At 55.1% G+C, this 22,489-nt stretch carries 20 protein-coding genes and 2 pseudogenes; 12 read left to right on the top strand and 10 right to left on the bottom strand.

Annotation, left to right across the window (positions count from 1 at the left end):
* Window positions 1-745: 745 nt before the first annotated feature.
* Entirely contained in the window at window positions 746-925 is a 180-nt protein-coding gene (locus KTC28_RS19300) for a hypothetical protein (RefSeq protein ID WP_216710527.1), read from the top strand.
* Between the two features lie 462 nt (window positions 926-1,387).
* Window positions 1,388-1,564 (top strand): hypothetical protein, encoded by a 177-nt coding sequence (locus KTC28_RS19295; RefSeq protein WP_216710528.1) that lies wholly within the window; start codon window positions 1,388-1,390, stop codon window positions 1,562-1,564.
* Window positions 1,565-1,832: 268 nt separating this feature from the next.
* Here the strand turns inward: KTC28_RS19295 and KTC28_RS19290 are convergent, their stop codons facing one another.
* Window positions 1,833-2,666, bottom strand: coding sequence for an IS5 family transposase (locus tag KTC28_RS19290; RefSeq protein WP_216711713.1), 834 nt, complete (start codon window positions 2,664-2,666; stop codon window positions 1,833-1,835).
* Between the two features lie 542 nt (window positions 2,667-3,208).
* Here KTC28_RS19290 and KTC28_RS19285 point away from each other — a divergent pair.
* Complete coding sequence (locus KTC28_RS19285; RefSeq protein ID WP_216711461.1) at window positions 3,209-4,534, top strand: hypothetical protein; 1,326 nt, start codon at window positions 3,209-3,211, stop codon at window positions 4,532-4,534.
* On the opposite strand, the gene KTC28_RS19280 is transcribed toward KTC28_RS19285, so the two are convergent.
* The 4 genes from KTC28_RS19280 to KTC28_RS19265 all read right to left on the bottom strand — a co-directional run bounded on the left by KTC28_RS19280 (window position 4,512) and on the right by KTC28_RS19265 (window position 9,792).
* Window positions 4,512-5,648, bottom strand: coding sequence for an acyltransferase family protein (locus KTC28_RS19280; RefSeq protein WP_216711462.1), 1,137 nt, complete (start codon window positions 5,646-5,648; stop codon window positions 4,512-4,514). The genes KTC28_RS19285 and KTC28_RS19280 overlap by 23 nt on opposite strands.
* Window positions 5,649-6,865: 1,217 nt before the next feature.
* Window positions 6,866-7,906 carry an acyltransferase family protein gene (locus KTC28_RS19275; RefSeq protein ID WP_255602580.1) on the bottom strand — a complete coding sequence of 347 codons (1,041 nt, stop codon included), beginning with the start codon at window positions 7,904-7,906 and terminating at the stop codon, window positions 6,866-6,868.
* 66 nt (window positions 7,907-7,972) lie between these two features.
* Window positions 7,973-8,596, bottom strand: coding sequence for a CatB-related O-acetyltransferase (locus KTC28_RS19270; RefSeq protein ID WP_216711464.1), 624 nt, complete (start codon window positions 8,594-8,596; stop codon window positions 7,973-7,975).
* Between the two features lie 50 nt (window positions 8,597-8,646).
* The gene (locus tag KTC28_RS19265) at window positions 8,647-9,792 is read right to left on the bottom strand and encodes a right-handed parallel beta-helix repeat-containing protein (protein ID WP_216711465.1); all 1,146 of its coding nucleotides are present in this window, start codon (window positions 9,790-9,792) and stop codon (window positions 8,647-8,649) included.
* Between the two features lie 650 nt (window positions 9,793-10,442).
* Here KTC28_RS19265 and KTC28_RS23505 point away from each other — a divergent pair.
* Window positions 10,443-10,652, top strand: coding sequence for a transposase (locus tag KTC28_RS23505; RefSeq protein ID WP_216711466.1), 210 nt, complete (start codon window positions 10,443-10,445; stop codon window positions 10,650-10,652).
* 239 nt (window positions 10,653-10,891) lie between these two features.
* Here the strand turns inward: KTC28_RS23505 and KTC28_RS19255 are convergent, their stop codons facing one another.
* Window positions 10,892-11,143, bottom strand: a complete 252-nt coding sequence (locus tag KTC28_RS19255) for an IS66 family transposase (protein ID WP_255602630.1) — start codon at window positions 11,141-11,143, stop codon at window positions 10,892-10,894.
* A gap of 430 nt (window positions 11,144-11,573) precedes the next feature.
* Window positions 11,574-13,052, bottom strand: a complete 1,479-nt coding sequence (locus KTC28_RS19250; RefSeq protein WP_216711467.1) for an O-antigen ligase family protein — start codon at window positions 13,050-13,052, stop codon at window positions 11,574-11,576.
* A 611-nt stretch (window positions 13,053-13,663) separates the two neighbouring features.
* Here KTC28_RS19250 and KTC28_RS19245 point away from each other — a divergent pair.
* From KTC28_RS19245 to KTC28_RS19225, 5 genes are all read left to right on the top strand, one after another.
* The gene (locus tag KTC28_RS19245; protein WP_216711468.1) at window positions 13,664-13,933 is read left to right on the top strand and encodes an IS66 family transposase; all 270 of its coding nucleotides are present in this window, start codon (window positions 13,664-13,666) and stop codon (window positions 13,931-13,933) included.
* A 163-nt stretch (window positions 13,934-14,096) separates the two neighbouring features.
* Window positions 14,097-14,519: a Ros/MucR family transcriptional regulator gene (locus KTC28_RS19240; RefSeq protein ID WP_216711469.1), complete on the top strand. Its 423-nt coding sequence runs from the start codon at window positions 14,097-14,099 to the stop codon at window positions 14,517-14,519.
* A gap of 707 nt (window positions 14,520-15,226) precedes the next feature.
* The gene (locus KTC28_RS19235) at window positions 15,227-16,528 is read left to right on the top strand and encodes a UDP-glucose dehydrogenase family protein (RefSeq protein WP_216711470.1); all 1,302 of its coding nucleotides are present in this window, start codon (window positions 15,227-15,229) and stop codon (window positions 16,526-16,528) included.
* Window positions 16,529-16,710: 182 nt separating this feature from the next.
* Window positions 16,711-18,054 carry an MATE family efflux transporter gene (locus KTC28_RS19230; RefSeq protein ID WP_216711471.1) on the top strand — a complete coding sequence of 448 codons (1,344 nt, stop codon included), beginning with the start codon at window positions 16,711-16,713 and terminating at the stop codon, window positions 18,052-18,054.
* Window positions 18,055-18,146: 92 nt separating this feature from the next.
* On the top strand, window positions 18,147-18,968 hold the full coding sequence (locus KTC28_RS19225; protein WP_255602579.1) for a glycosyltransferase family 2 protein: 822 nt from the start codon (window positions 18,147-18,149) through the stop codon (window positions 18,966-18,968).
* A gap of 49 nt (window positions 18,969-19,017) precedes the next feature.
* Here the strand turns inward: KTC28_RS19225 and KTC28_RS19220 are convergent.
* Both KTC28_RS19220 and KTC28_RS19215 read right to left on the bottom strand, forming a co-directional pair.
* Window positions 19,018-19,248, bottom strand: a pseudogene (locus tag KTC28_RS19220) (integrase core domain-containing protein); the annotation flags it as partial.
* A 20-nt stretch (window positions 19,249-19,268) separates the two neighbouring features.
* Entirely contained in the window at window positions 19,269-20,102 is an 834-nt protein-coding gene (locus tag KTC28_RS19215; protein WP_216711713.1) for an IS5 family transposase, read from the bottom strand.
* Window positions 20,103-20,376: 274 nt separating this feature from the next.
* Between KTC28_RS19215 and KTC28_RS22980 the strand changes: the two are divergent.
* Together KTC28_RS22980 and KTC28_RS19210 are read left to right on the top strand one after the other, a co-directional pair.
* Window positions 20,377-20,653, top strand: a pseudogene (locus tag KTC28_RS22980) (SDR family NAD(P)-dependent oxidoreductase); the annotation flags it as partial.
* A gap of 355 nt (window positions 20,654-21,008) precedes the next feature.
* Window positions 21,009-21,362 carry a hypothetical protein gene (locus tag KTC28_RS19210; RefSeq protein ID WP_216711702.1) on the top strand — a complete coding sequence of 118 codons (354 nt, stop codon included), beginning with the start codon at window positions 21,009-21,011 and terminating at the stop codon, window positions 21,360-21,362.
* A gap of 17 nt (window positions 21,363-21,379) precedes the next feature.
* On the opposite strand, the gene KTC28_RS19205 is transcribed toward KTC28_RS19210, so the two are convergent.
* Window positions 21,380-22,204: an IS5 family transposase gene (locus KTC28_RS19205; RefSeq protein WP_223132315.1), complete on the bottom strand. Its 825-nt coding sequence runs from the start codon at window positions 22,202-22,204 to the stop codon at window positions 21,380-21,382.
* A gap of 7 nt (window positions 22,205-22,211) precedes the next feature.
* Between KTC28_RS19205 and KTC28_RS22975 the strand changes: the two genes are divergently transcribed.
* Entirely contained in the window at window positions 22,212-22,460 is a 249-nt protein-coding gene (locus KTC28_RS22975; protein WP_255602578.1) for an FxDxF family PEP-CTERM protein, read from the top strand.
* The last annotated feature ends 29 nt before the right edge of the window (window positions 22,461-22,489 follow it).

The following is a 22,489-nucleotide window of genomic DNA, read 5'->3' as shown; positions in this document are numbered from 1 at the left end:
CTCTGGCGGTCCCTGGCAGGACTGTCAGAGGAACTAAAACCTCTCGACGTTGCTGTAAAACAGACAGAATCAGTCGCGCAGTTGCGGGGTCTGGAAAAGCGCATTCCTGCCTCCGGCTCGGAAATCTATCCACCTTTCGCGAGGACAATCAGCTTCAACGTGGCCAGCGTGACCGCGATCCTCGCCGGGCTAATAGACTGAAGGTCAGCAATGTCGATCCAATTATAAAAACCTCGACTAAGGGTCCAACATTGCTTTGCTGAACTACGGTTATTGTTGACGCGGTGCCACGCATGGGAGACATCGGCTTGTTGATTTCAAATGCTAACTCATTCTTCGACGAAATTAATCCCCTTGCATGAGGTCTCATAATACTGGCCAGACTTGGCTCAGACATGATAAAAGTGGAGAGAATCGCTAAGATAGGGAGGTATGCGCGGCAAAGGGTCATAATACATCTCGCAACACCAGAGAATAGGCCCGGTAGTTAGGTTAACGAAGACTGAATCAGTAATTCACCAATCCAGAGTACGGCGAGGACGCCAAGGCCAGTATGCCACATTTGATTAGTCATAAGAGCTATACGTATGACCTGACTATTATGGCCCACCAGGAACATCGGAATAACCGACTATTGGTGGCTAATAGAATGTGAACACTAACATAGCCTGACGTAGTTCGGCACACACCCTCGGGTCCGACGGGATCGATAGCGTGGGCGTGCCATTCTACCGGAGACTGACGGATGTCGCCTGCGCCGCGCGGTCCCGGCACCGATATGGCCAATCCGCACACGCCAATGTATAACCGCGGCGTCGGCGAGATAGGCATCACCGGCGGCTCCGCGGCGATCGCCGATAGGGGCTATATCGCAACCGTCGAGCGTATCCACGAATTACCCGTCACGCTCGCCAGACTGCTTTGAGCAGCGCCCCGCAGTAGTCGGTGAACGAGCATCCGATTTGGGATGACCCAGCAATGGCGTGAGTGTCGGGAATTGGGTTATGTCTCTTTGAAGCTGACGGACAGCCACCGGCCGAGCGGATTACCGCGCAGCCTTTACGGGACCCAAAATCGGCATTGGCGACAAGGAGGTACAAGTCCAGCAGCGCGTGTCGCCCAAAGGGTCGCGGGAATACATTACTAGAGTTTGGTGTTATGCGACACAGAGCGATGAGATTTGCGTGCAAGAATGCTGGACTCTCATTACGTGATATGACCCGAATAACCGAAGTCACGCCGATTGTCCTCGTGATCGAAGGCGAAATGGTCCTGCGGATGCGTGCCGTCGATGTCCTAAATCAACACGTTACGTTATCGTAACGTATTGGCACGGTCCTTGCTCATATTCTCCGGGAGAGCACCAAAGATCAGTTCCCGGAGAATTTTGACGAACCGCACCACCGCCGCCTCACTTGCCGCGCTCGCTGCAGCGCTCGCGATCACGACGCCGGCCTCGGCCGCGCTGACGATCTTCGCTGCTTCCGATGCGACGACGAACAGCATCGGCTACACCAACCAGGACACCTACACCGACACCAGCCAGACCCGATCGAGGCACTGAGGCGCGGGACCTCGTCGCAGCGATGTCAGCGCCAGGTCCAATCGTTCGTCACGGCCACGATTCCGACTAGACGAGAAATCTCGTAGCGCAGTCTCGGGGCTTCACGCATCTCGGACTTTCGTACGCCTAACGGCATCCGACCTTCTCAGGTAATCGAAATGACGTCTGTCGGTCGCTTAGAAAGAAACAGCAGACCCTTCTTCATCAATTTAGCCCTCCACGATAGACGCTCGGGTCCTGTTGCCTCAGAGCCCGATTCAAAAGTACATCAATGAGTTGAGAGCCTTGCGATTCTGCGTGTGAGCATTCGGATGCTGGCGATGGTTGCCCATGCCGTGGCGCTTTCGATGGATCGCTCCCAGTCTTTGGCGAGACGTCGGCAGCGGCCCAGCCACGCGAAGGTCCGCTCGACAACCCAACGGCGGGGCAAAAGCACAAAGCCCTTGGCGGTATCGGAGCGCTTGATGATTTCGAGGGTCCAGCTGCCATGGCCTTCAAGCGCGGCCTTGAGTTTGTCACCGGCATAGCCACCATCGGCAAACACATGGCGCAGGAACGGGAAACGGAAACGGATGGCTTTGAGGACATCGACAGCGCCGTCGCGGTCCTGAATGTCGGCGGCATGGACCAGGATAAACACCAGAAAGCCGCAGGTATCGGTGATGATATGGCGTTTGCGGCCCTTCACCTTCTTGCCGGCGTCATAGCCGCAAATTCCGCCGCTTTCCGTTGTTTTGACCGATTGGCTGTCGATAACGCCAGCACTGGGTGAGGCCTCGCGGCCGGCCTGTTCGCGTGCTGCCATTACCAGCAAGTGGTTGATTGTCGTCAGCAGCCCACTATCCCGCCAGCTGTAGAAATAGCCGCGCACTGTCGACGTCGCCGGAAAGCATTTGGGCAGCATCCGCCAGGCGCAACCGCTCGACGCAATATACATGATCGCATCCATCACCGCCCGAAGGCAGGTCGTGCGACGACGCCCGCCGCTGCGGGCTGCCGGAAACAGCGGCTCGATCAACGCCCATTCCGCATCCCGTAAATCGCTTGGATAGCGCCCCCCCTTGCGCATATGCTGACGGCGAGCGGTATCAGTCCAAGGCAAGTTCTTCTCCTATCGTCTCGACAACGACGGTGAATCACAACCTACTGGTATCGCTCAACTACTTTTCGTTCAGGCTCTCAGGGGCGCTGCAGGATAAGCATGATTCTAAATCTGCACATTTGAAGCTGACCACGATGTCTCGGCCCGAAAGAGCTCTGCCGAGACGCACAGGGCAAGGTGCAATCAAGAGGACTGCTGCCTCGAGAACGAGACCGCCTCTCTATCGTAATTTGCGGTCGGCAGCCGAAATCCGCATCAGCAGCCCGTAGCCCAACTGGTAGGCGGGGCGATGTCGCTGGCACGGGTTTCAACGATGATGTCGAGCTGATCGCAGGCGAGCATGTCGACGAGACGCGGCGGAACCCTGCCTGGTAGGTAGCGTCGCCGTCGACTATGACGTAGAGGTCGGTGCCGATGTCGGCGAAAACCGGCGGACGACCGAGCCATTGCTCTGTCACCCTCCCGATAAGCCGCCTCGTGGCCCATAGCCATTCAATCTGCGATTTGATACCACCCATGCCAAGGTATTTCGGAGGGCGACGATGATAGTGCAGTCGCGTGTTGAAGGTAGCGTCAACCGCTTTTTGGAGTCGCGCTGGATAGTTGGAGCCCTCCTCATACTGGGATTGGTCCTACGGTTGGCATGGCTGCGCTACAGCATATCGCCCACACTGAGTATAGGCGAGGCGCTGAATGTCGCGCGAGACGTCGCCGAGCATGGAGTGATCGGCGATGCCTTCCGTCAAGGGCAGGGGCCAACTGCCCACGTTATGCCGATTCCGCCCCTGATAGCCGGTGGAGTCTACAGAATTCTCGGTTTCCAGACGAGGATCGCGGATGACGTGCTCACCTTATGGTCTTTGCTGCTAATCGGAATATCGATTTGGTTCTTCGACCTAAGCTTCAGGGCCATGGGTTCGCCACCGCTAGCAAGGGTCGTTGCGATCGCCTTCATCTGCGTCGTGCCACTAAACTTTGCGCTCGAGGTCAGCTGGTTCCGGGTTTGGGATGGAGGTCTTGCGGTCGCAGCAGCGTCGATCTTTCTTTTTCTACTCGTCACGGCGGATGGCAGGCCGGCGGACTGGCCCAGGATTGTCGGACTGGCCATCGCACTCGCCCTCTTGTTCTTCATCCAGCCCAACTTTGGCTTAGCTGGGATCGTCTGCGCAGCTATGTTCATGTTTCGCAACATCTCACCACGGCGATGGGTGGGAACCGTGGCAGCTGCCCTAATTGCCGCCATCGCCGTGTTCGCCCCTTGGACAATCCGCAACTTCTGCCAGATGGGCAGCCCAATCATACTGCGAAGTAACTTTGGGCTTGAGATGGCATTGGCCTTCTATCCCGAGGCTGTCACGACCAGCGACCAACGGCAGGCGTATTTTGCCCGGCACCAGGCGATTCATCCCTATGAGGATGGCGGAGGCTATGAAGCAATGGAGCGCGCTGGCGGGGAAGTCCTCTATGCCAAGCAACTTGGCGCGGCGACGTCCTCGTGGATGGCTGCTCACCCCGCCGAGACGTTCCGGCTTGCGGTCCGCCACTTTGTTCAAACGCTGTTTCCGCCGCGCTGGTATTGGACGATGTTCTCCAATACGGGCAGCGGCAATAGCACGAAGCAGGCTCTTAACTGGCTCATCTCCGGCCTCGGCGTGATTGGGATCGTCAACGCGATCGTCCGGCTCGACTTCCGTTACTGCTATGCTGCCAGTCTAGTCGGGGTAACGCTTCTGCCGTTCATGCTGGTTCAGCCGACACTACGCTACCGCTATCTCGTATTTGCCCTGCTGGTGTTCTTCTCGACCGACGTCCTAGTCCGTTACGGTAGCAGGCTCGGCGTTGCGGTCACGGCTCGGTGGTCGAAATAATCGGCTTCGGCCGCCCCCTAACGAACCGCTTGAGGCTGAGCGCCGGCTTTTCGATGAGGTGCCACGAGATCATCGCGACTCCGAGCGAGGCTACGGTTGCAAGAACGAAGTTGTAGTACCACTCGCGTGTCGCGGGAAACAGCAGAACGAGGGTCTGCTGGATTGGATAGGCATAAAGGTACATGCCGTAGCTATAGTCCCCGCGCTGCAGGAAGCCGATGCTCGGCATTTTCTGCATACCGACGAATATCATGATATAGACGAGGAACGGCTCAGCAAAGAAGGTAGTGTTGGGCAGCTTAAGCAGCAGGTAAGCCACCGCTACCGCGACGACGAACAGCCAGCGGTTGACCGGAATTAGGTGGCGCCAGTGATAGGCGACGATGCCGGTGAGAAAGTAGTAGACAAGCACGGGTCCAGGGTAGGTTCCGTGAAGCTCCCATGCATCGGTACGGATGTTGATCGCTGCCGCCGCGACAGTGCCGATAGCCCAGAGGATCGTCAAGAAAGTGCGCCTATATGCGAGGCTGGTCGCCATCAAGAGCGCCATCGCGGCGTAGCAAATCAATTCAGGGTGAAGCGTCCAAAGGTTCTGATTGACCACTCCAGGTCGTGGATTGTGCTCGAACACGCCAGGAAGCGCGAAGTGAATCCAGCCGATGATATTGCCGAAATATACGTGTGTCCGGGGATCATTGAAGTAGGCTATGAGCGGCAGTGTGGTGAGCAACGGACCTATAATGAGCGCCGCTAGCGTCACTTCGGTCACGAGCGCTGGAATGATCCGAAGCGCTCTGAAGCTAAGGAATACGCGTATCGACCGGGTGCGAAGGGCGCTGCCAGTCACTAAAAAGCCGCTCAGAGAGAAGAATATGGGCAGCACGGCAGCAAAGACTGGTCCGAACGGACCTGTAGCGATATGAGGCGGATGCTCATAGCTCACGTGGAACGAGTGCAGCAGGATTACCAAAAGCGATAGCGAGATACGCCACAGGTCGAACCCCGGGCCGGAGCCACGATGACGATCCATGACTTCCGCCACCGATTTGCCGGTGAAAAGCCGATATCCGGCCGATGGATTTAATCCTATCATACGTACCGATAGACCCGGCATTCATTAGTTTCTACCCCTCCCGTTGCACCGCAGCAAATTACCGGTCTTGTCAGCCTCAGGAAGAGTGGATCGACGAGGATCATTGCTTTTCGGCATATCGAGCATGGCGCAGGATGTGATCGGTTTTCGATGCTTACCGCTGACGGGTAATCATGAGAGCTGAATTTTATGCCAGGCGATCGGTGGTAGTCTCTACTCGCCTGCGTCCGCCTGAACTGATCAAAATGGACGGGGGCCAGATCAGTCGGCGCTGGCATATTTTGCCGACGGCTGTCTGATAATTCTAGATCGACTGCGAGGACGGGCGTTAGTGACGAATTCTCGCTGCTCGCAGCTGATGTGAGAAATCCCCGACTATGGCCTTTTGAGTAGGCGGTCTCGCCGAACGTCATTGACGAAAACATTTATGCAGAATAGGCATCTGCGTTCTGTTCAATCTCCGGTCGGTGAGAATGTATCATTTCATAGACGGTCTATTTTAGAAGTGCGCTTGTCGCTATTTATGCGCCTGAGCGTCGTCTTCATCCTAGTCGCGGTGTTGTTCGCTGCAAATTACTATGGGGGAGATTTGAATTTTCACGAGGCGTCCCCCTGGCCAATCCGTCTGGCGGGGTCTTTGGTTAAGTCTGGTATGCTCGATCTAGTGATTGCCGCGACAATTGCATTGCTCGTGTTCAAAGGTCGAAAATCATAATCGTGCGCTCGGTAGGTTGGCCCATCTTCGAACGCGCTTAGGCCAATCCGAGGGTTATCTACAATTTGCCCGCGCCTAGGTCGCCATCCATGCGAGGCGGTGCCCTATAAAACGGCATCCGGCGGGCTGCCAACGGGGGTTTAGCTCGCCCCCCGTTGACCATTACTATATTTGCCACGAAATACGGTAGGATCTATCGATCTTCTGCTAAGCCAATGTCACCTTCCGCTACCCTCGTTACCGATTGCGTATGGCTGGGCTAGGCCTTCGCCTGGTAGGTGGCGCCAGTCGTCTCAAAGATAGGGCGTTATGCCTTAGTCACACAGGTATCATACGACGATACGCGGACCGCTAGCCCTCGCTAACAAAATCAATGCGCACGCAGACGGCCTCAGGCAGCTCTGCTTCGAGCTGCCACTCATCAAGACTGGCAACCACCCAGTGTCCGCAATCACCAAGCCACTCAGTCAACGCTTCATGAGATGTACAATTTTGTCGCGGTCGGCGTTTTTTATCATTCTGATCAACGTCGAGCCCATCTAAGAGCAGGATGTTCAACCAAGTGCCAAGAGATAGCAGCGAACATCAGCGAAATAGCAATCGAGAAAAACATATTCGGATATGGGGACACCCCTAAGCCAGATTGAATAATAGCCTGCTGAGCCGGGAATCCATAGATATACAAACCATAGCTGTAATCGGGCAAACGCGAACTTACTTTCTTTATTGCATCTGGAACAAGGATCGAGGTAACGAGCATAAGATATATAAATGAAAAGGCTACAAGCTGCGTCCCGAGTTCTCCTCGTTTAGTAGCTAGTGCAACTACGACAAACAGGGCCGCAAGAGGCCAGGAGAGATATATTTTCTCTCTATATAAATAAGCTATAACGCCCGTAAAAAAAGCGAGGATAAGGTGACGTAATGGCCCATAGGATTCAGCGACCTCTATAGGGATTGAGCAATCGACGATAATGCCTACAACCAACACAATCAACAGTGCCGTCCTATTTTGCAAAAGCCCTGTGGCTCGAAGAACAGCGAGCAGCCCGTAACATAAGACTTCTCTACGAATTGTCCACAAGGACCCATTCACAACATTCTTGAGTGTAACATCGTTAAAAACCGATTCCACTGAGTAATACTTGCCAATTAATAAGGCATTCCGAAATAAATACTTATAGATCGATGGTTCGCGTAGGTAATGTCCGAGATCATCGGAGCTGAATCCAAAACCGAGAGCAACTGTCGTCAAAAGCATAACAAGTAGTCCCGGCAATAGCCTAAATGCTCTTGCTTTGATGAATACCGTAATTCCCTTTCGGACTAGTCCTCCAGTAACAAGTAGGCCGCTTAACGCAAAAAAGAGTATCACCGCAAATGTACTAAATGGATACGAAAAGATAGTCCTTGTTGGGTCGTTGTTAGCCTGACCCGTTAAGACAAATCCATGCGAGAATATCACAGCAGAGGCCAAGACAAATCGAAGAATGGTAAACAAGTTACCGTCTAAACGTAGATCATTATTAACAAGATATCTTCCTGATAGTGACTGTATCCTCATTTTTCTATCTTATAAATCATACAGTATGTCTCTTTATTCTCAAGGTCGTCCGTTCACACTCCTTAACTATCCCATTCCGGAACTTAATAATCTTGCAAGGGAAGAAACAGTTGGATGGAAGACCGCTAAGGGTGAAGTTTTTACCAGATCACTAAGCTCCTCCTTCGTAAGCTCCCACCATTTTGTTTCCTCAATCGCATCAATAGTCTTTTGGTCAAATCGGTAACGAATTATCTTTGCTGGTGTTCCTGCAACAATAGTGTACGGCTCGACACGACTAGTCACCACGGCTCCGGCACCAATTATTGCACCACGGCCTATAAATTTACATGATGGAGTGACGGTAACGTTGTGACTAAGCCAGACATCATCTTGAATTATCATTAGCTGTGGTGCTGGAAGTTCTGACGAAACCAAGCCAAAGCGCTTTTCGTAAAGAAACGGATGAGTGGAAAGCGCTTCAACTGGATGATTGGCATCCAGTACTCGCGCCGACTTAGCAAACGAGGAATAGCGACCAATACGCGTCCTCGGTGGTACGCGCCACCTATCGAAGCATCCATAGCTATAGAGGCCGACATCAACATCGAAGCTATTGGAAAACCACCGCCTCAAGCTCAGACTCTCATACTCGTTACGAAGAAGAATGCGTAAGCGAGCCTTTTCAATGATAGAACCGACTATTCCCATTCGGCGCCCTTTACTACGTTTGAGTCCACGCTTCAGTCCTATCTTTCGGATTAAAACGAAGTCAGCTTTTTTGAGATCAATTCACGCACTCGTGCGACCTCGTCCTTATTAAAGCCGAAGGTCCCATCCACAAGTAATCCCAGGCTCCAAACGGGATTAGCTCCGACCCCCTCATAGTTCTTTCCACTAGGCTCATTCATAATATTATGTGCTACTCGGTTATTTTCACCACCAAACACGTGTATTGTCGTGGAGTTTTTTGCTCCCGACATCGTTGAAAGATGATTTCCACTGATCTCACTATCTCTACAGTTATAACAAGCAATGCCCTGTGGAAAGGTTGTGTCTATTCTATTACCAATAATACTAACTCGATCTGCACCGCCGTCTTTAGGATTAAACAATGTAAACCCTTGTGTTCCACCGGACGCTAGATTATTGCTTATCTCAATATCCGAAAGAGGAACATGACCAGTGAGGCTCCACATCTGAACACAATCCGGGTGCGCTCCCTCCGAACGGTTTGTATCGGCGCATGTGTTTGAGCTTACTTTTACGTGGTGACTTGCTACTACATTAAAACCGTCACTTGTCGATCGACTTGATATATTATTATAAATATATCCCTCATCGACGTCAATAAAGCCGACACCAGCCGAGAGGTGGACGAACAAGCTATTTATAACCGAGGCATTCTTGGTCGATGTGAATAAAATACCGCGACCAGTTCCTGCACCCTCAATTCGAACTTGGTCTATTAAAATCCGTGAGCCCCCATATACGGAGATCCATCGACCAAGGGCGGTGCTCCCTGAATTGGATCGAAATAAGCCCCCATGCAGAATTAATCCCTGCACGTCCCGAATTAATAGAGTGTCTTGGAAAGTGGCCTTATCGCCGTCGATCACCAACGCGGGAGCGAAGTTCCGGCCTTTGAGTTCTATTCGATCAAAGTCGCCAATCAGCCTTAGAGTGTCGCCACTCTCGGCACGATCAAAGACTTGCCCAATGGTTGACTTCGTTACGGATAGTATCGCAGCACGTGTTGTAGTTGAAAGCGCTAACGCGGCTATTAATAAGCAGACCTTCGCCGACTTTAGTAAATTTGGGTTCAAGGTTCCTGTACTCGCGATCGGGCAGGCACCGCGGTGAGGCTCAATCGATTGGCCCAGTAGTGTTCCGGCCTGAAATCTCATATAACCTCCAAAAGCGCCGATACCTGACCTTCGCAGTTTTCCATGGAGGCCGAATGCGGTAGGAGAGCAAAGCGCGAGGCACAAGTTTTAGAGGACATGGATTCTTATAGCAGTTTAGGCCGACCCACGTCGAGCCTCGGTTTGGTCAGCAAGACTGGATATATCTGGCGTAGCGTTGTCTCGGTGCGCATCTTCGTTTTGAGCGACGAAGTGCGAATCTCGGGGAGTTCACCCGGCGCGAGGCCGCTCGACCGCCGCTCACGCTTTATAATAAAACCCTAGACTCGAGTGCCTAGTGGATGGGATGTCCCACATGTCAATCGATGTTTTCCTGGTTTCGCACCCACCTCGTGGCGGTTCTTCGTGCGCAGGAGGATCACGCTCAAAAAAAGTCCGGCTATGCAGCGGAGCAGGATCGTTCCGACGTCCTAAAGCGCTGTGTGTGGTTCGAAGGCCAGCTCGGCCTCGACCCGCACCGCCTTGTGTTCATCAACGAGACCCGAGCAAGTCCCAAGATGGCGCGGCTTCACGGGCCGGAACCGCGAGGGGCACGACTGTGAATGAGCGTGCCATGGACGTTGGACGACCCCGACAGTAACCGGCGCGCTGTGGCTGACGGGCATGACCGCGCCTTTGCCGAGTAAATCCTGTTGTCGACGCTCAGCCCCGACGACGAGGTCATCATGGACTACCTGCCAGCCGACAAGGGTGCCGCAATCCGCAAAGCCATGGGGGCGAGCGGTGCCAGGCTGATCTTCCTCCCACCGTACGCGCCCGACCTCAACCCGATCGAGAACGCCTTCTCAAAGCTTAAAGCACTGCTCCACAAAGCCGCCGCCCGATCCGTAATCGTAAGCTGATCTACGCGGCGATGGCGAGAGTCGCGGGTTTCCGCCAGTTCCAGAGCATGAGCGGTCGCCTCGGAGCGGCGCGTGGACGGCGGAACAGCGGTCAATGACGAGCTGTGCTAGTTCCTAGAGGTCGAGCTGGCTGCGACCGAGATCACGGGCGAGTTGATCGAGGACGTCCATAAGCCAGACTTCGGATCGATGCCGCCAAGGCGGGCGGTCCCGAGCGCGGCGTAGATGATGGCTCCGCGCTACCTGTCTTTGTCGGAACCGAGGAACAGGAAGTTCCTGCGGGGGACAACGATGCCGCAACGAATAAGTTCAGCGATTTTCTTGTTGATCGCAAGGCGGCCGTCGGTGGTGAGCCGGGCAAGCGCACCCCAGCGTCCGAGGGCGCGATGCAGCACCTTCGCCAGGTCGTTCTTGCCGGATAGGCGCCGGCGTTCGCTCTCCATCCAGACCCGCAGATCGGCGAGCAGCGGCACTGTGCGTTCGGCGCGGATGGCGCGGCGACTCTCGGGAAGGAGTTCATTGATGTCGCGCTCGATGTTTTGAGCACGCCGATCCGGCGCAGCCCTTCAGACGCGATCGGGACTGCGTCGCCGGGACGATGCAGGTTCTGCCCACGCGGGAAGTGCGGCGGCAATGGGCGACGCCACGGATGACGATGGATAGGCTTCACCGACCCCGATACCGCCCTGGAGCGATCCGCTCGGCTTAGCCCTCCTCAACGTCCTCGAACAGCAGCTCGAGCTGGGTGATCTCGGCGGTCAGCTTGTCCGACGACCGTCTGACGCTCATCCAGCGAAGGACGGCGAACTGGGCTTGGATCTGCTCGACAAGGAGGTGGGCCTCGGTCTCATTACCATTTTAGCTTCTCCTTTCGAGTGAACATAGACATCCACTGACGAGGGCGGGCAATCGGACTTTCCATTATGTTGTCTTCGCAATGTATTTACCATGTTGCAAACTCGACTGAAGTTCTCCGTATTTATTTAGCGATAGCGCTAGACCAACCATGATAAACATTAAGGTGTGATTATTAGTTTCAGACAGGACGAGTTTTATAACAAGAAAAGAACTTAGCATCGCCGCAATAGGGGCACGCAAGTCATTCTCGGCAACCTCAAGCTGAATATATGCCCTTGCGCAACTGAAGGCAGTAAGGACAAAGATCGCGCCAAAACTAAGCAGGCCAATCACTCCTGTATCCATTAACAAGGTAATTACATAGCTATCCACAGTGTTTAAGCCATTGACACCGACATATCCCAGTACCTCGCCGCTGCGGCCCGGCCCATACCCGATTGGGTTGTGAAGGACTCTGGTCAACGCTAGATCTCGTTGCTCTTTCCGCGAGGCGTCACTGGCAGCCTGACTGCCACCCCCGAGTACTGACTGAGAAAGTGTATGACTACTGGCAATGACACCAAGGAACAACACGAGGCCGATGGGGGCAGCATAAAAAACCGACGCAGCCACTAAACTAGTGGGATGGGATTTTAGACGCTTAAAGGCAACAAACATTAAATAGACCGCAGTCGATACCAATCCTCCTACAATACCCAGCCGTGACTGCGTGCGAACGATAGTAAACATTATTAATGGAAGACTGATTAGAGAAAGCGTTCGCACGAACGGCCGAGACGGGAAAATTATCTTCATAAGAAAGAAAGGGATCATGACTGCTAATACTTCGGCGAATAACAGGCTTACTGCATAAGTCGCACGAACTCGATAAAGCCCATTTCCGGATCGCGCTTGGGAGCTTAGGATGGTGCTGAGTAGGACGGGATCTATCCGAAGAAAATGGGGGATGTGCTCAGCCCACGGTGGCATCTGCATCTTGTATTCCAAGAGGCCGATGAAACACAGTATTACTACCGAAACCATTAAAATATTAATGGCACGCGCAGCCTCGACTTTGTCACGGAAAACCGTCAGGGCACCAATAAGTGGAAATAGCAGATAAACTTGTGTGTTGATGAATGCAGTTAAAGACGAAGATTTATCGTCCGATATGGGTATTGTCACCACCTGGATAGCTTCCCACGTGAGAAAGCTGATCCAGATCCATCCGGAAGAACGAAGTCGATGTTGCAGGTATTGGCGCAAGTCTCCCGACACGGAAAGGCTGAACACCAAGACGGCGCTAAAGGTATACAAAATAAGTCGGGTTGGGGTGATCCAAGGGAGCCCTGGAAGACTTAATGCCACGTACGAGGGCCATAGCAGAAAGCTATATAAATGCGTCTTAAAAAGTGTCCTGAGCATCGCTGCCGGATACCTACCAATATCGGGCAACATCCAAAGGGATAATAAGGCAAGAACAATAATCGGGATAACAAGGGTGAGATAGTACTGTTGAGGTAGTAATACGGCTGCCGCGCCACATATAGCAGCGATTCCCATCTGCCCTAGGAGGCGCAGAGCCCTGACCGACCTCCTAGAATGGGGTGGATCCTTCGAGTACCCGGGTAGAACGACCCTATGTTGCATCATAAGCCTTAAGTGGACAAATCAGCCGCGAGGATCACACCCGCAAAGGTCCGGGCACGATGATATGCCAGTAGCAAGGTTCGTCACGACGGTCGAGCGACGTTGGCGCCGTTCGGATTTCGGCCGCCTCGATGGTAATACAGTTGACAGCGCCGCGTCGATCGGTGACGAGAGTGCAAAGCGGGTCGAGCCTATCGCGGTTGCCGCTAACGAATACGCGATCAAGCCTCCGGGTGGTGGTGACCCGCCGCCGCGCTATTTCTGCCGGTCATATGAAGGCTAGTTGGTGAAGGCGGGGGCACCGCCCCCCCCGATCGTCGAAGGCGGTCTGCCGACTGATGCAGTGGTCGCCCAAGTGTAAGTTTCCACGGACGCTTATCATATGCCGCTCTAGCGGCAGACCAGATCCGCTTTCGCCAAAGCGTCGCCCTCGAGCGCTCGACCTTGGCAGGCTAGACCAGCCGGGCCGTTTGCGGGCTGATCGCGTCGCGCGACCGCCTGCTAGCCATACCGAGACACGGCCGGTGCTGTTCGCCGAACAGACGACTGTACCGGTGGTCGATCAGGGACGACGACGCATCGAAACCGGGCCGATTTGGGCCTATGCACGCGATCATCGAACATGGGGAGGCACCGATCCGGCGGCGTTGGCACTCATCGAAGCGCTCGACCGAAAGTCGGAGCGGTCAATGGCGCATCTCGCTGAGTTCAGCGGGATGTCGGTGGCCGATGCTTCTTGCAGCGGCAATATAATAACTCTGGTTATTGGGGCTATGAGGCGAGGAGCGCGGTGAGCTGCAGTGCCTATCAAAAGCGCATATGTCTGGAGTGGCAACACCGGTCGCGGGCGGATAAAGGTAATGATGCCTCGACATAGGCAGCCTGCCAGGACCATAAGCTATCCCTAAGGAAGACTCACGTGGTCTTAGTCAAGGCATCATCAAGAGGCAGCTACGGATGAAAGACGATAATAACGACACCATTCGACACACCCTAGCGTTATTGAGTGTCTATGTTGAGCATAATCACGTTAAACCCGAAGAACTGCCCAGCTTGATTACGTCAACCCATGCAGCGCTCAGGGCAGCGACAACGTCATTCCCTGACAAAGCTGCCGACGTTGACAGTGAAGTTTATGACGCGGCCACATCGGTTCGAAAAAGCCTTGCATCGCCAGATTACATTCTCTCAATGGTCAATGGCAAGCCGTATAAATCACTCGGCCGCCATTTAGCTAGTCTGGGAATTACCCCACAGGAATACAGGGAGCGATACCGTTTGCCGTCAAACTATCCAATGACAGCGCCTACATACTCTCTTGAGCGAAGCAATATAGCAAAAAGGCGGGGCCTTGGATCAAGAATTAAAGTGCGAAACTGATCGTCCGAGGAGCTGTCCACGTGGCAGCCGCAAGTCGCCCTCCGGCCACCGGTCTTAAATACCGGGAGAGACCATTCAGTCGCCTTTGTTGACTTGCGTGGATTTAACTACGATGCCACCCCACCGTTTCGCGTGTGTTTTCGCTGCGCTTAATGGCATATCTGCAGTAAATCCATGTCCGTCATCGACAAAATAAAGTCGCTTGCCACCAAATCGGCTTCTAGCTCTTAGTCCAGAAAAGAGCCAAGCGCATACCGTCGCCGAGAGCATCATTACAGGTGCCAACTTCGAGATTTTGGACGTAGTGTCGCGAAGTCTGGTATGATTCAACATGAGTAAGTCGCCATCATAATTTCAGAAGATCAATATATACGCTTTCTTTAATTACATTAGATAGCGCTGCCGTGCAAGGAGGTGGCCAAGCCGCATGATCTAGCCGACGGACTTTGAAGCCGCAGGCTGGCGGAACGTCGGGCTCGTCGGCCGTAGCGGGGATCGGCTGCGTGCGGCTGCTTGCTGCGCCACGGCGAGCGTCGCCACGACCGTGGCCGGCGTGATCAACAACCGCATTTTAATCTCCGCTCAATGTCCACGCCCCAGGATAATCCGCGCCGGCATGCCGTCCGAAAGTCTATCGTGGCGTGAGCTTCCCTTCGTCTGCCGCCGCTGCTACCGCGATGCAGCACATAGGCGGAGGGCATTCGCGCATGCGGATAACGATGATCGGCGCGGGCTATGTCGGGCTCGTCTCAGGAGCGTGCTTTGCCGATTTCGGCCACGATGTCGTCTGCGTCGACAATGATCCGTCGAAGATCGAGCGGCTTCGCGCCGGGGTCATGCCGATCTTCGAGCCCGGCCTCGCCGAGCTTGTCACCGGCAACGCCCGCGCCGGCCGCCTGACCTTCACCACCGACCTCGCCGCCGGGGTCGCCAACGCCGAGGCGGTGTTCATCGCCGTCGGCACCCCGTCGCGCCGCGGCGACGGCCATGCCGACCTCAGCTATGTCTTTGCCGCCGCGAAGGAAATCGCGCGGGCGTGCACCGGCGACACCGTCATCGTGACCAAGTCGACCGTCCCTGTCGGCACCGGCGACGAGGTCGAGCGCATTCTCCACGAGGCCAATCCCGACGCGCGTTTCGCCGTCGTGTCGAACCCCGAATTCCTTCGCGAGGGCGCGGCGATCCGAGACTTCAAATTCCCCGATCGCGTCGTCGTCGGCACCGAAGACGCGGCGGCGCGCGCGGTGATGACCGAGATCTATCGCCCACTGTTCATCAACTCGTCGCCGCTGCTGTTCACCGCGCGGCGCACCGCCGAGCTGATCAAATACGCCGCGAACGCCTTTCTCGCGACCAAGATCACCTTCATCAACGAGATCGCGGACCTGTGCGAGGCGGTCGGCGCGAACGTCCAGGACGTCGCGCGCGGCATCGGCCTCGACAACCGGATCGGCTCGAAATTCCTCCACGCCGGCCCGGGCTATGGCGGATCGTGCTTTCCGAAGGATACGCTCGCGCTGATCAAGACCGCGCAGGACTTCGGCACGCCGGTGCGGATCGTCGAGACCGTTGCGGCGGTGAACGACCAGCGCAAGCGGGCGATGGCGCGCAAGGTCGTCGCCGCGTGCGACGGCAGCGTCCGCGGCAAGACGATCGCGATCCTCGGCCTGACGTTCAAGCCGAACACCGACGACATGCGCGATTCACCCGCGATCGCGGTGGTCCAGGCGCTTCAGGACGCCGGCGCAAAGATCCGCGCGTTCGACCCCGAGGGCGTCGAGCAGGCGAAGCTCGTGCTGACCGAAGTCGATTATGCGACCGACCCGTACGACTGCGTCGCCGGGGCGGATGCGACCGTGCTGATGACCGAATGGGACGCATTCCGCGGGCTCGACATCGACCGGCTGGGCAAGGCGATGGCGCACCCGGTGCTCATCGACCTGCGCAACGTCTACCGCCCCGACGAGATGGCACGCCGTGGGATCGCCTATACCAGTGTCGGCCGGTAAATCAATGCCGTTAGGACTGAACAGTGGATTCGACACCTTACAGACGCCCGCCAAGGAAAAGCGCATCGAATTTTATATTTTATCAATCGCGAACCGCCTACGACTTACATCTAGCGATGCCAAGCGGCCTCACCCTATCTTTTTACTTCAGTCTATGTCTCGATGATAGCCAAACGTAACATATGAAAAACATAATCAGTTTATTTGGATCTGGTCGACTGGCGGGGCAGTCTTTAGTTGCGTTTGGGTTTCGCCTTCTCGGAGCGGCTGTAAGCTTCGCACTGAGCTGGATGATAGCACGCCGCTTCGGTCCTCAGGGTTCTGGGCTATTTGGACTGGCGGCGTCTACCATACAGTTCCTTGGTTATGTGGCCATTGGCGGCCTCGATGTTGTGGTGGTCAGGGCGATAGCCGGAAACATGCGTGTTGGAAAAGATTCCGAAGCTCGCGGATCTGTCGTATCGTGTTTCATTATCGTGCTTGTAATATCCGTGAGCCTTTCGACTTTACTACATAAGTATATCGATATTGTATGCCGGGGCATTCTTCACTCTTCTGACGTGATACCGTTGATGCAGATCATGTTTTGGTCTGTGATCCCCGTTTCACTAGCGCGTCTAGCCTCCGCTACCCTGCGTGCGCATCAAAAAGTCGCGATCTCGCAATTCATTGATGGCCCTGCGCAGACTGGTTTTGTCGTGATATTCGTCGCCATAATGATCGTGATCGGGGGAAGACTAAACCTCGTAGATATCGCGTTGGCATCGCTGATCGGGGTTACCCTGACAATGCTATTCGGCTGGTATTTGTACGCCAACTCATCTGTGTCGCGCGGGCCGAAAGACCGGATTTCGACGTTTGCCACCGTCGCCGCAGGGATACCTATTCTTGTGGCGGCTATCAGCAACAGCGCAGTTGAATGGCTATCGAACGTCTTAATAGCGGAAAACTTATCGACGGTTGATGTCGGTGTTTTTCGAACTGCTTGGCAAATCGTGGCATTGTTGGGACTTGTTCAAGTCGCATTTGACAGTATCATCGGGCCGAGACTTGCGGCACTCTGGAAGGTTGGTGACTTATCGTCTATTGCGATTGTTTCTACCAGAATGTCGCTCCTGGCTATGGGACTTGCGTCTCCTGTTGTTTTTGCAATCATGATATTTCCGCAAGACATCCTAGGCTTGTTTGGTCATAAGTTTGTCATCGGATCTTCCGCTCTACAGGTCTTGGTCGTTGGTCAGATTATTCGTCTAGCTTCCGGACCCTTGGGGAGCATATTGGTAATGAGTGGTAGTCGACTGTGGGTATACCTCTACTCAATGGTCAACATAGCCACATTCTTGATAGTAAGTCATTGGCTGATCGGCGGATATGGCCTCGTTGGAGCGTCGGCAGCGACGGTCATCACCATCTGCGTTCGTGGTTTGTTCACCGCTATCGTTGTTAGGCTGCGCTTAGGTGTTCCAGTGTTTGACTGGCATATATTGCGTCGAGCGCTTACGATTAGGGAAGTGGTATCTAAATGATAAGCCTAGTGCATGAAACTGATCACACCGTTCCGACAGTCAGTGTAATAATCCCAAGCTACAATCGCTCGCTTGTAGTAGTCCGCTCGGTAATGAGTGTTCTACTTCAGGATCTTTCAAATATCGAGGTAATCGTGGTGGATGATTGCTCGACTGACGATACAATACATCTTCTACGGCAGATAAAAGATCATAGACTTCGTCTGGTCAAACTAAACGAAAACGGCGGAGCCCCGAATGCACGCAATGTAGGCGTAGAACATGCCAGATCGCAGCTTGTTGCATTCCAAGATAGCGACGATTATTGGCTCCCGGACAAGCTTTCTAAGCAGCTCGATGCCATTATAAAGAGTCATGCAACTGAGGCCTGCTATTGCCGGCTTATTCAATATTATCCTACAAACGTGCGCGTTGTTCCATCTGCGGATGCGGCCTCCGTGTCGGGAGATATTTCAATTGCTGTGTTGAGGGACAGCTTTGTCAGTACTCAAACGCTGTTGATGACGAGGGACCTATTCCGACGGTGCGGTGGCTTTGATGTCCATATGAAGCGCCTCCAGGATTGGGATCTCGTTATACGACTGTCTCGATTGACCCAGTTTGCTTTTGTGGATGAAGCCCTTGCTATAGCATACGAGACGCCAGGCAGCCTTACGAGCTCACCGCTTAACGGCGTAAGAGCGCGGGAGGCGATTATTTTACGATATCAATCATCAATGGTGGCGCGGCCGAGTGTGATCGAGCGACACTACTCGATTATGGCCTCGATATGCTTGCATCACGATGAGCCGGCCTTGGCGATGCGCTATTCACTCCGAGCGATCCGCAGTAGGCCGCATCGTCCAAAAAATTGGATCATATTTTTGGCATCCATCATCCTTTTTGTTGTCAAGGTTAGCCGAAATCACAAATAGGAATTAGGGTCCCCCGGATTCCTCCAGTCTGAAGGTGAGCATCCGGACTTCATTTGGCGGCCCGAAGAGTCGCCGCAGCAGCATATTCGTTCGGCGTCAGCCAGCCAAGCGACGGGTGAGGCCGACTCTCGTTGTAGAAGCTGCGCCACGCTTCGATCTTGGCCCGGACGTAGGCCAGCGACAGGAATTAGTGCGCGTTCAGGCATTCGTCGCGCAAGCGACCGTTGAACGATTCCACAAAGGCTTTGTCGGTCGCCTTGCCAGGCCGGGAAAAGTCTAAGAGCCCGATTCAAAAGTACATCAATGAGTTGAGAGCCTTGCGATTCTGCGTGTGAGCATTCGGATGCTGGCGATGGTTGCCCATGCCGTGGCGCTTTCGATGGATCGCTCCCAGTCTTTGGCGAGACGTCGGCAGCGGCCCAGCCACGCGAAGGTCCGCTCGACAACCCAACGGCGGGGCAAAAGCACAAAGCCCTTGGCGGTATCGGAGCGCTTGATGATTTCGAGGGTCCAGCTGCCATGGCCTTCAAGCGCGGCCTTGAGTTTGTCACCGGCATAGCCACCATCGGCAAACACATGGCGCAGGAACGGGAAACGGAAACGGATGGCTTTGAGGACATCGACAGCGCCGTCGCGGTCCTGAATGTCGGCGGCATGGACCAGGATAAACACCAGAAAGCCGCAGGTATCGGTGATGATATGGCGTTTGCGGCCCTTCACCTTCTTGCCGGCGTCATAGCCGCAAATTCCGCCGCTTTCCGTTGTTTTGACCGATTGGCTGTCGATAACGCCAGCACTGGGTGAGGCCTCGCGGCCGGCCTGTTCGCGTGCTGCCATTACCAGCAAGTGGTTGATTGTCGTCAGCAGCCCACTATCCCGCCAGCTGTAGAAATAGCCGCGCACTGTCGACGTCGCCGGAAAGCATTTGGGCAGCATCCGCCAGGCGCAACCGCTCGACGCAATATACATGATCGCATCCATCACCGCCCGAAGGCAGGTCGTGCGACGACGCCCGCCGCTGCGGGCTGCCGGAAACAGCGGCTCGATCAACGCCCATTCCGCATCCCGTAAATCGCTTGGATAGCGCCCCCCCTTGCGCATATGCTGACGGCGAGCGGTATCAGTCCAAGGCAAGTTCTTCTCCTATCGTCTCGACAACGACGGTGAATCACAACCTACTGGTATCGCTCAACTACTTTTCGTTCAGGCTCTAAGTGACGCGGTCAAGATCGCAGAGGCCGCGATTGTCAAGCTCGGCCGAGGTGCTTCGAAACCGAAAAATTGACCGACCGGCGCAGGGGTCCGCATCACCGGCACCGGTCCGAGCGACACCGTCTTCGTGTCCAAGCCGGCACCGGGCTGATCCATCCTTGCAGGAACTAAGAGTCACCCGCTTCTCATCGAGCGCAACGTCATGGCGGGCGTGCGGCTTGCCCGCGCGTATCTGCCGGGATGGAGGCGAACGGCTGGGGCCGCTTCCTGATGCTGGGATCGGAATCGGCGTTTAACATCCCGGTCAACATGATCCATCAGGGTATAAGCAAAACTGCTGACGTCGCGCTCGCAGACGGCTGTCCAAACGCATAGCCGGCACCGCGTGACGGTGATCTCGGTGCTGCCCGGTTACCACCCTGTCGGACGGCGTCGAGAAGATGCTCGAGGCCATAAGCGTGAGGTCGGGCGAAATCCCCGACCAAAAAAAGGGCATGTTCCAGTACTGCCGGTCGAAATGAGCATATTGCCGATAGTTACGGAATTGTATCGAAAGTTTGGTTGGTCCATGCAATGACTCAAACCCGGGCGCAAAGTTCTATTGCTGTTACGAAACGAACTTGAGATAAACTTTCTATTAGGCTGGAACAACTGCAATGCAGGAAAAGTGTTGGTGATCTTTACAAGCCACTATTTACCCAATTTACCAGCCTAAGCCAGAACAATGGCTTATCCGGTCGCGAGATATTGGCACGCCGCTTGCAGCGTTAACCACGCTGGTATGGGGGATCGGCGGACCTCAATGCATCTCAGTTGGAGCAATGTCATATGATCAAAGTTTTATCACTTGCCACAGCGGCCGCGCTCATGGCGGTGAAGGCTTCGGCCGTTACGACCATCGTGCCACTCGGCGTGATCGTTGTGCCGCCGACGCAGACGTCGTCGGTCGGCGTCTCGTTCCTTAGCAACGGTATGAACAGCGCCTATTACGAGTTCACGATTTCTCAGCCGAACACATCAGGTGTCAGTAGCTTCACCAACAGCGCGGTGGGCGGCACCGGCCTTTTCAACTTCACGTCGATCGGTCTGTATTCGGGCTTGGGCACCGGTGGCACCATGCTCGAAACTGGGACGATCGTGCCGCGCGCCGGCGGCACGATGCAGGCGTATCTGGGTGCTTAGAGTCCGTTTGAGAATGCTCACGGGTGGACGATCCGTCTTAGCATCAGGCTGCCGAGGGCGACGTGGATCATGGCTTCGGAGACATCGATCCGCTGTTCGTAATCGCGGACGAGGCGCTTCCATCGTGTCATCCAGCCAAAGGTGCGCTCGACCACCCATCGCCGCGGCAGCACTTTGAAGCCGGGCTCCTTGTCGGTGCGGCGGATGATCTCGAGGACGAAGTCCTGGTAGATGGCCGCGTCCATCAACTTGGTGCGGTCATAGGCGCCATCGGCGAACAGGTGCTTGAGCCAGGGCCACCGCTTGCGGATCGCGGCAACGATCGCCTGCGCGCCGGCGCTGTCGGAGATGTCCGCCGTCGTCAGGTTGATCATCAATAGCCGCCCGTCGGTGTCCACGGCAATGTGACGCTTGCGGCCGAGGACCTTCTTGCCGGCGTCGAACCCACGGCTTTGCGCTGCCGGAGCCTTGATCGACTGACTGTCGATCACTGCTGCACTCGGGCTTTGCTCACGACCCTCGCGTGCCCGGTCCAGCATCAGCGTGACGTCGTGGAGCGTGCGAAACAACAGCCGCCGCACAAGCCGCCGAAACCACCAATAGACCGTCTGCCATGGCGGAAAGTCGTTCGGCAGCATCCGCCAGCCGCCACCCGTCCGAGCAAGATAACGCAAGGCGTCAAGCACCGCGCGAAGATCCGTCGTCGGCTTACGCCCTCGTTTTGGCGCGGGTGGCAGAAACGGCTTGATAAACCGCCACTCCTCGTCCGTCAGATCGGTCGGGTAGCGCTTCGCTCGCTGCTCAAATCCAGCCATCCGGCCACGGCTCGCTCGGGTCCACATCCCAAGCTTGAATCACAACCGCGCCACCCCTTCAAGCCATTCTCAAACGGTCTCTTACACCTTCGCTCCGGGCCAGAGCTACACGATCGCGTACAGCGGAACCACGTCGGGTGCGCCCGCCTCGGTTGGCAGCAGCGTCACATTCGCCCTCGCCACCGCCGCCGTGCCCGAGCCCGCATCTTGGGCGCTAATGCTTGCTGGTTTCGGTATGGTCGGATTTGCGGCCCGTCGCCGCACTGTCACCGTCGCAGCCTAGTTAGCGAAACTCGTAGGATGAAGAGGTGC

It is taken from the genome of Polymorphobacter megasporae (genome assembly GCF_018982885.2).
GTDB classification, from domain to species: domain Bacteria; phylum Pseudomonadota; class Alphaproteobacteria; order Sphingomonadales; family Sphingomonadaceae; genus Polymorphobacter_B; species Polymorphobacter_B megasporae.
The sequence above is the reverse complement of the archived record's forward strand: the minus strand, read 5'-3'. Positions and strand labels throughout refer to the sequence as shown.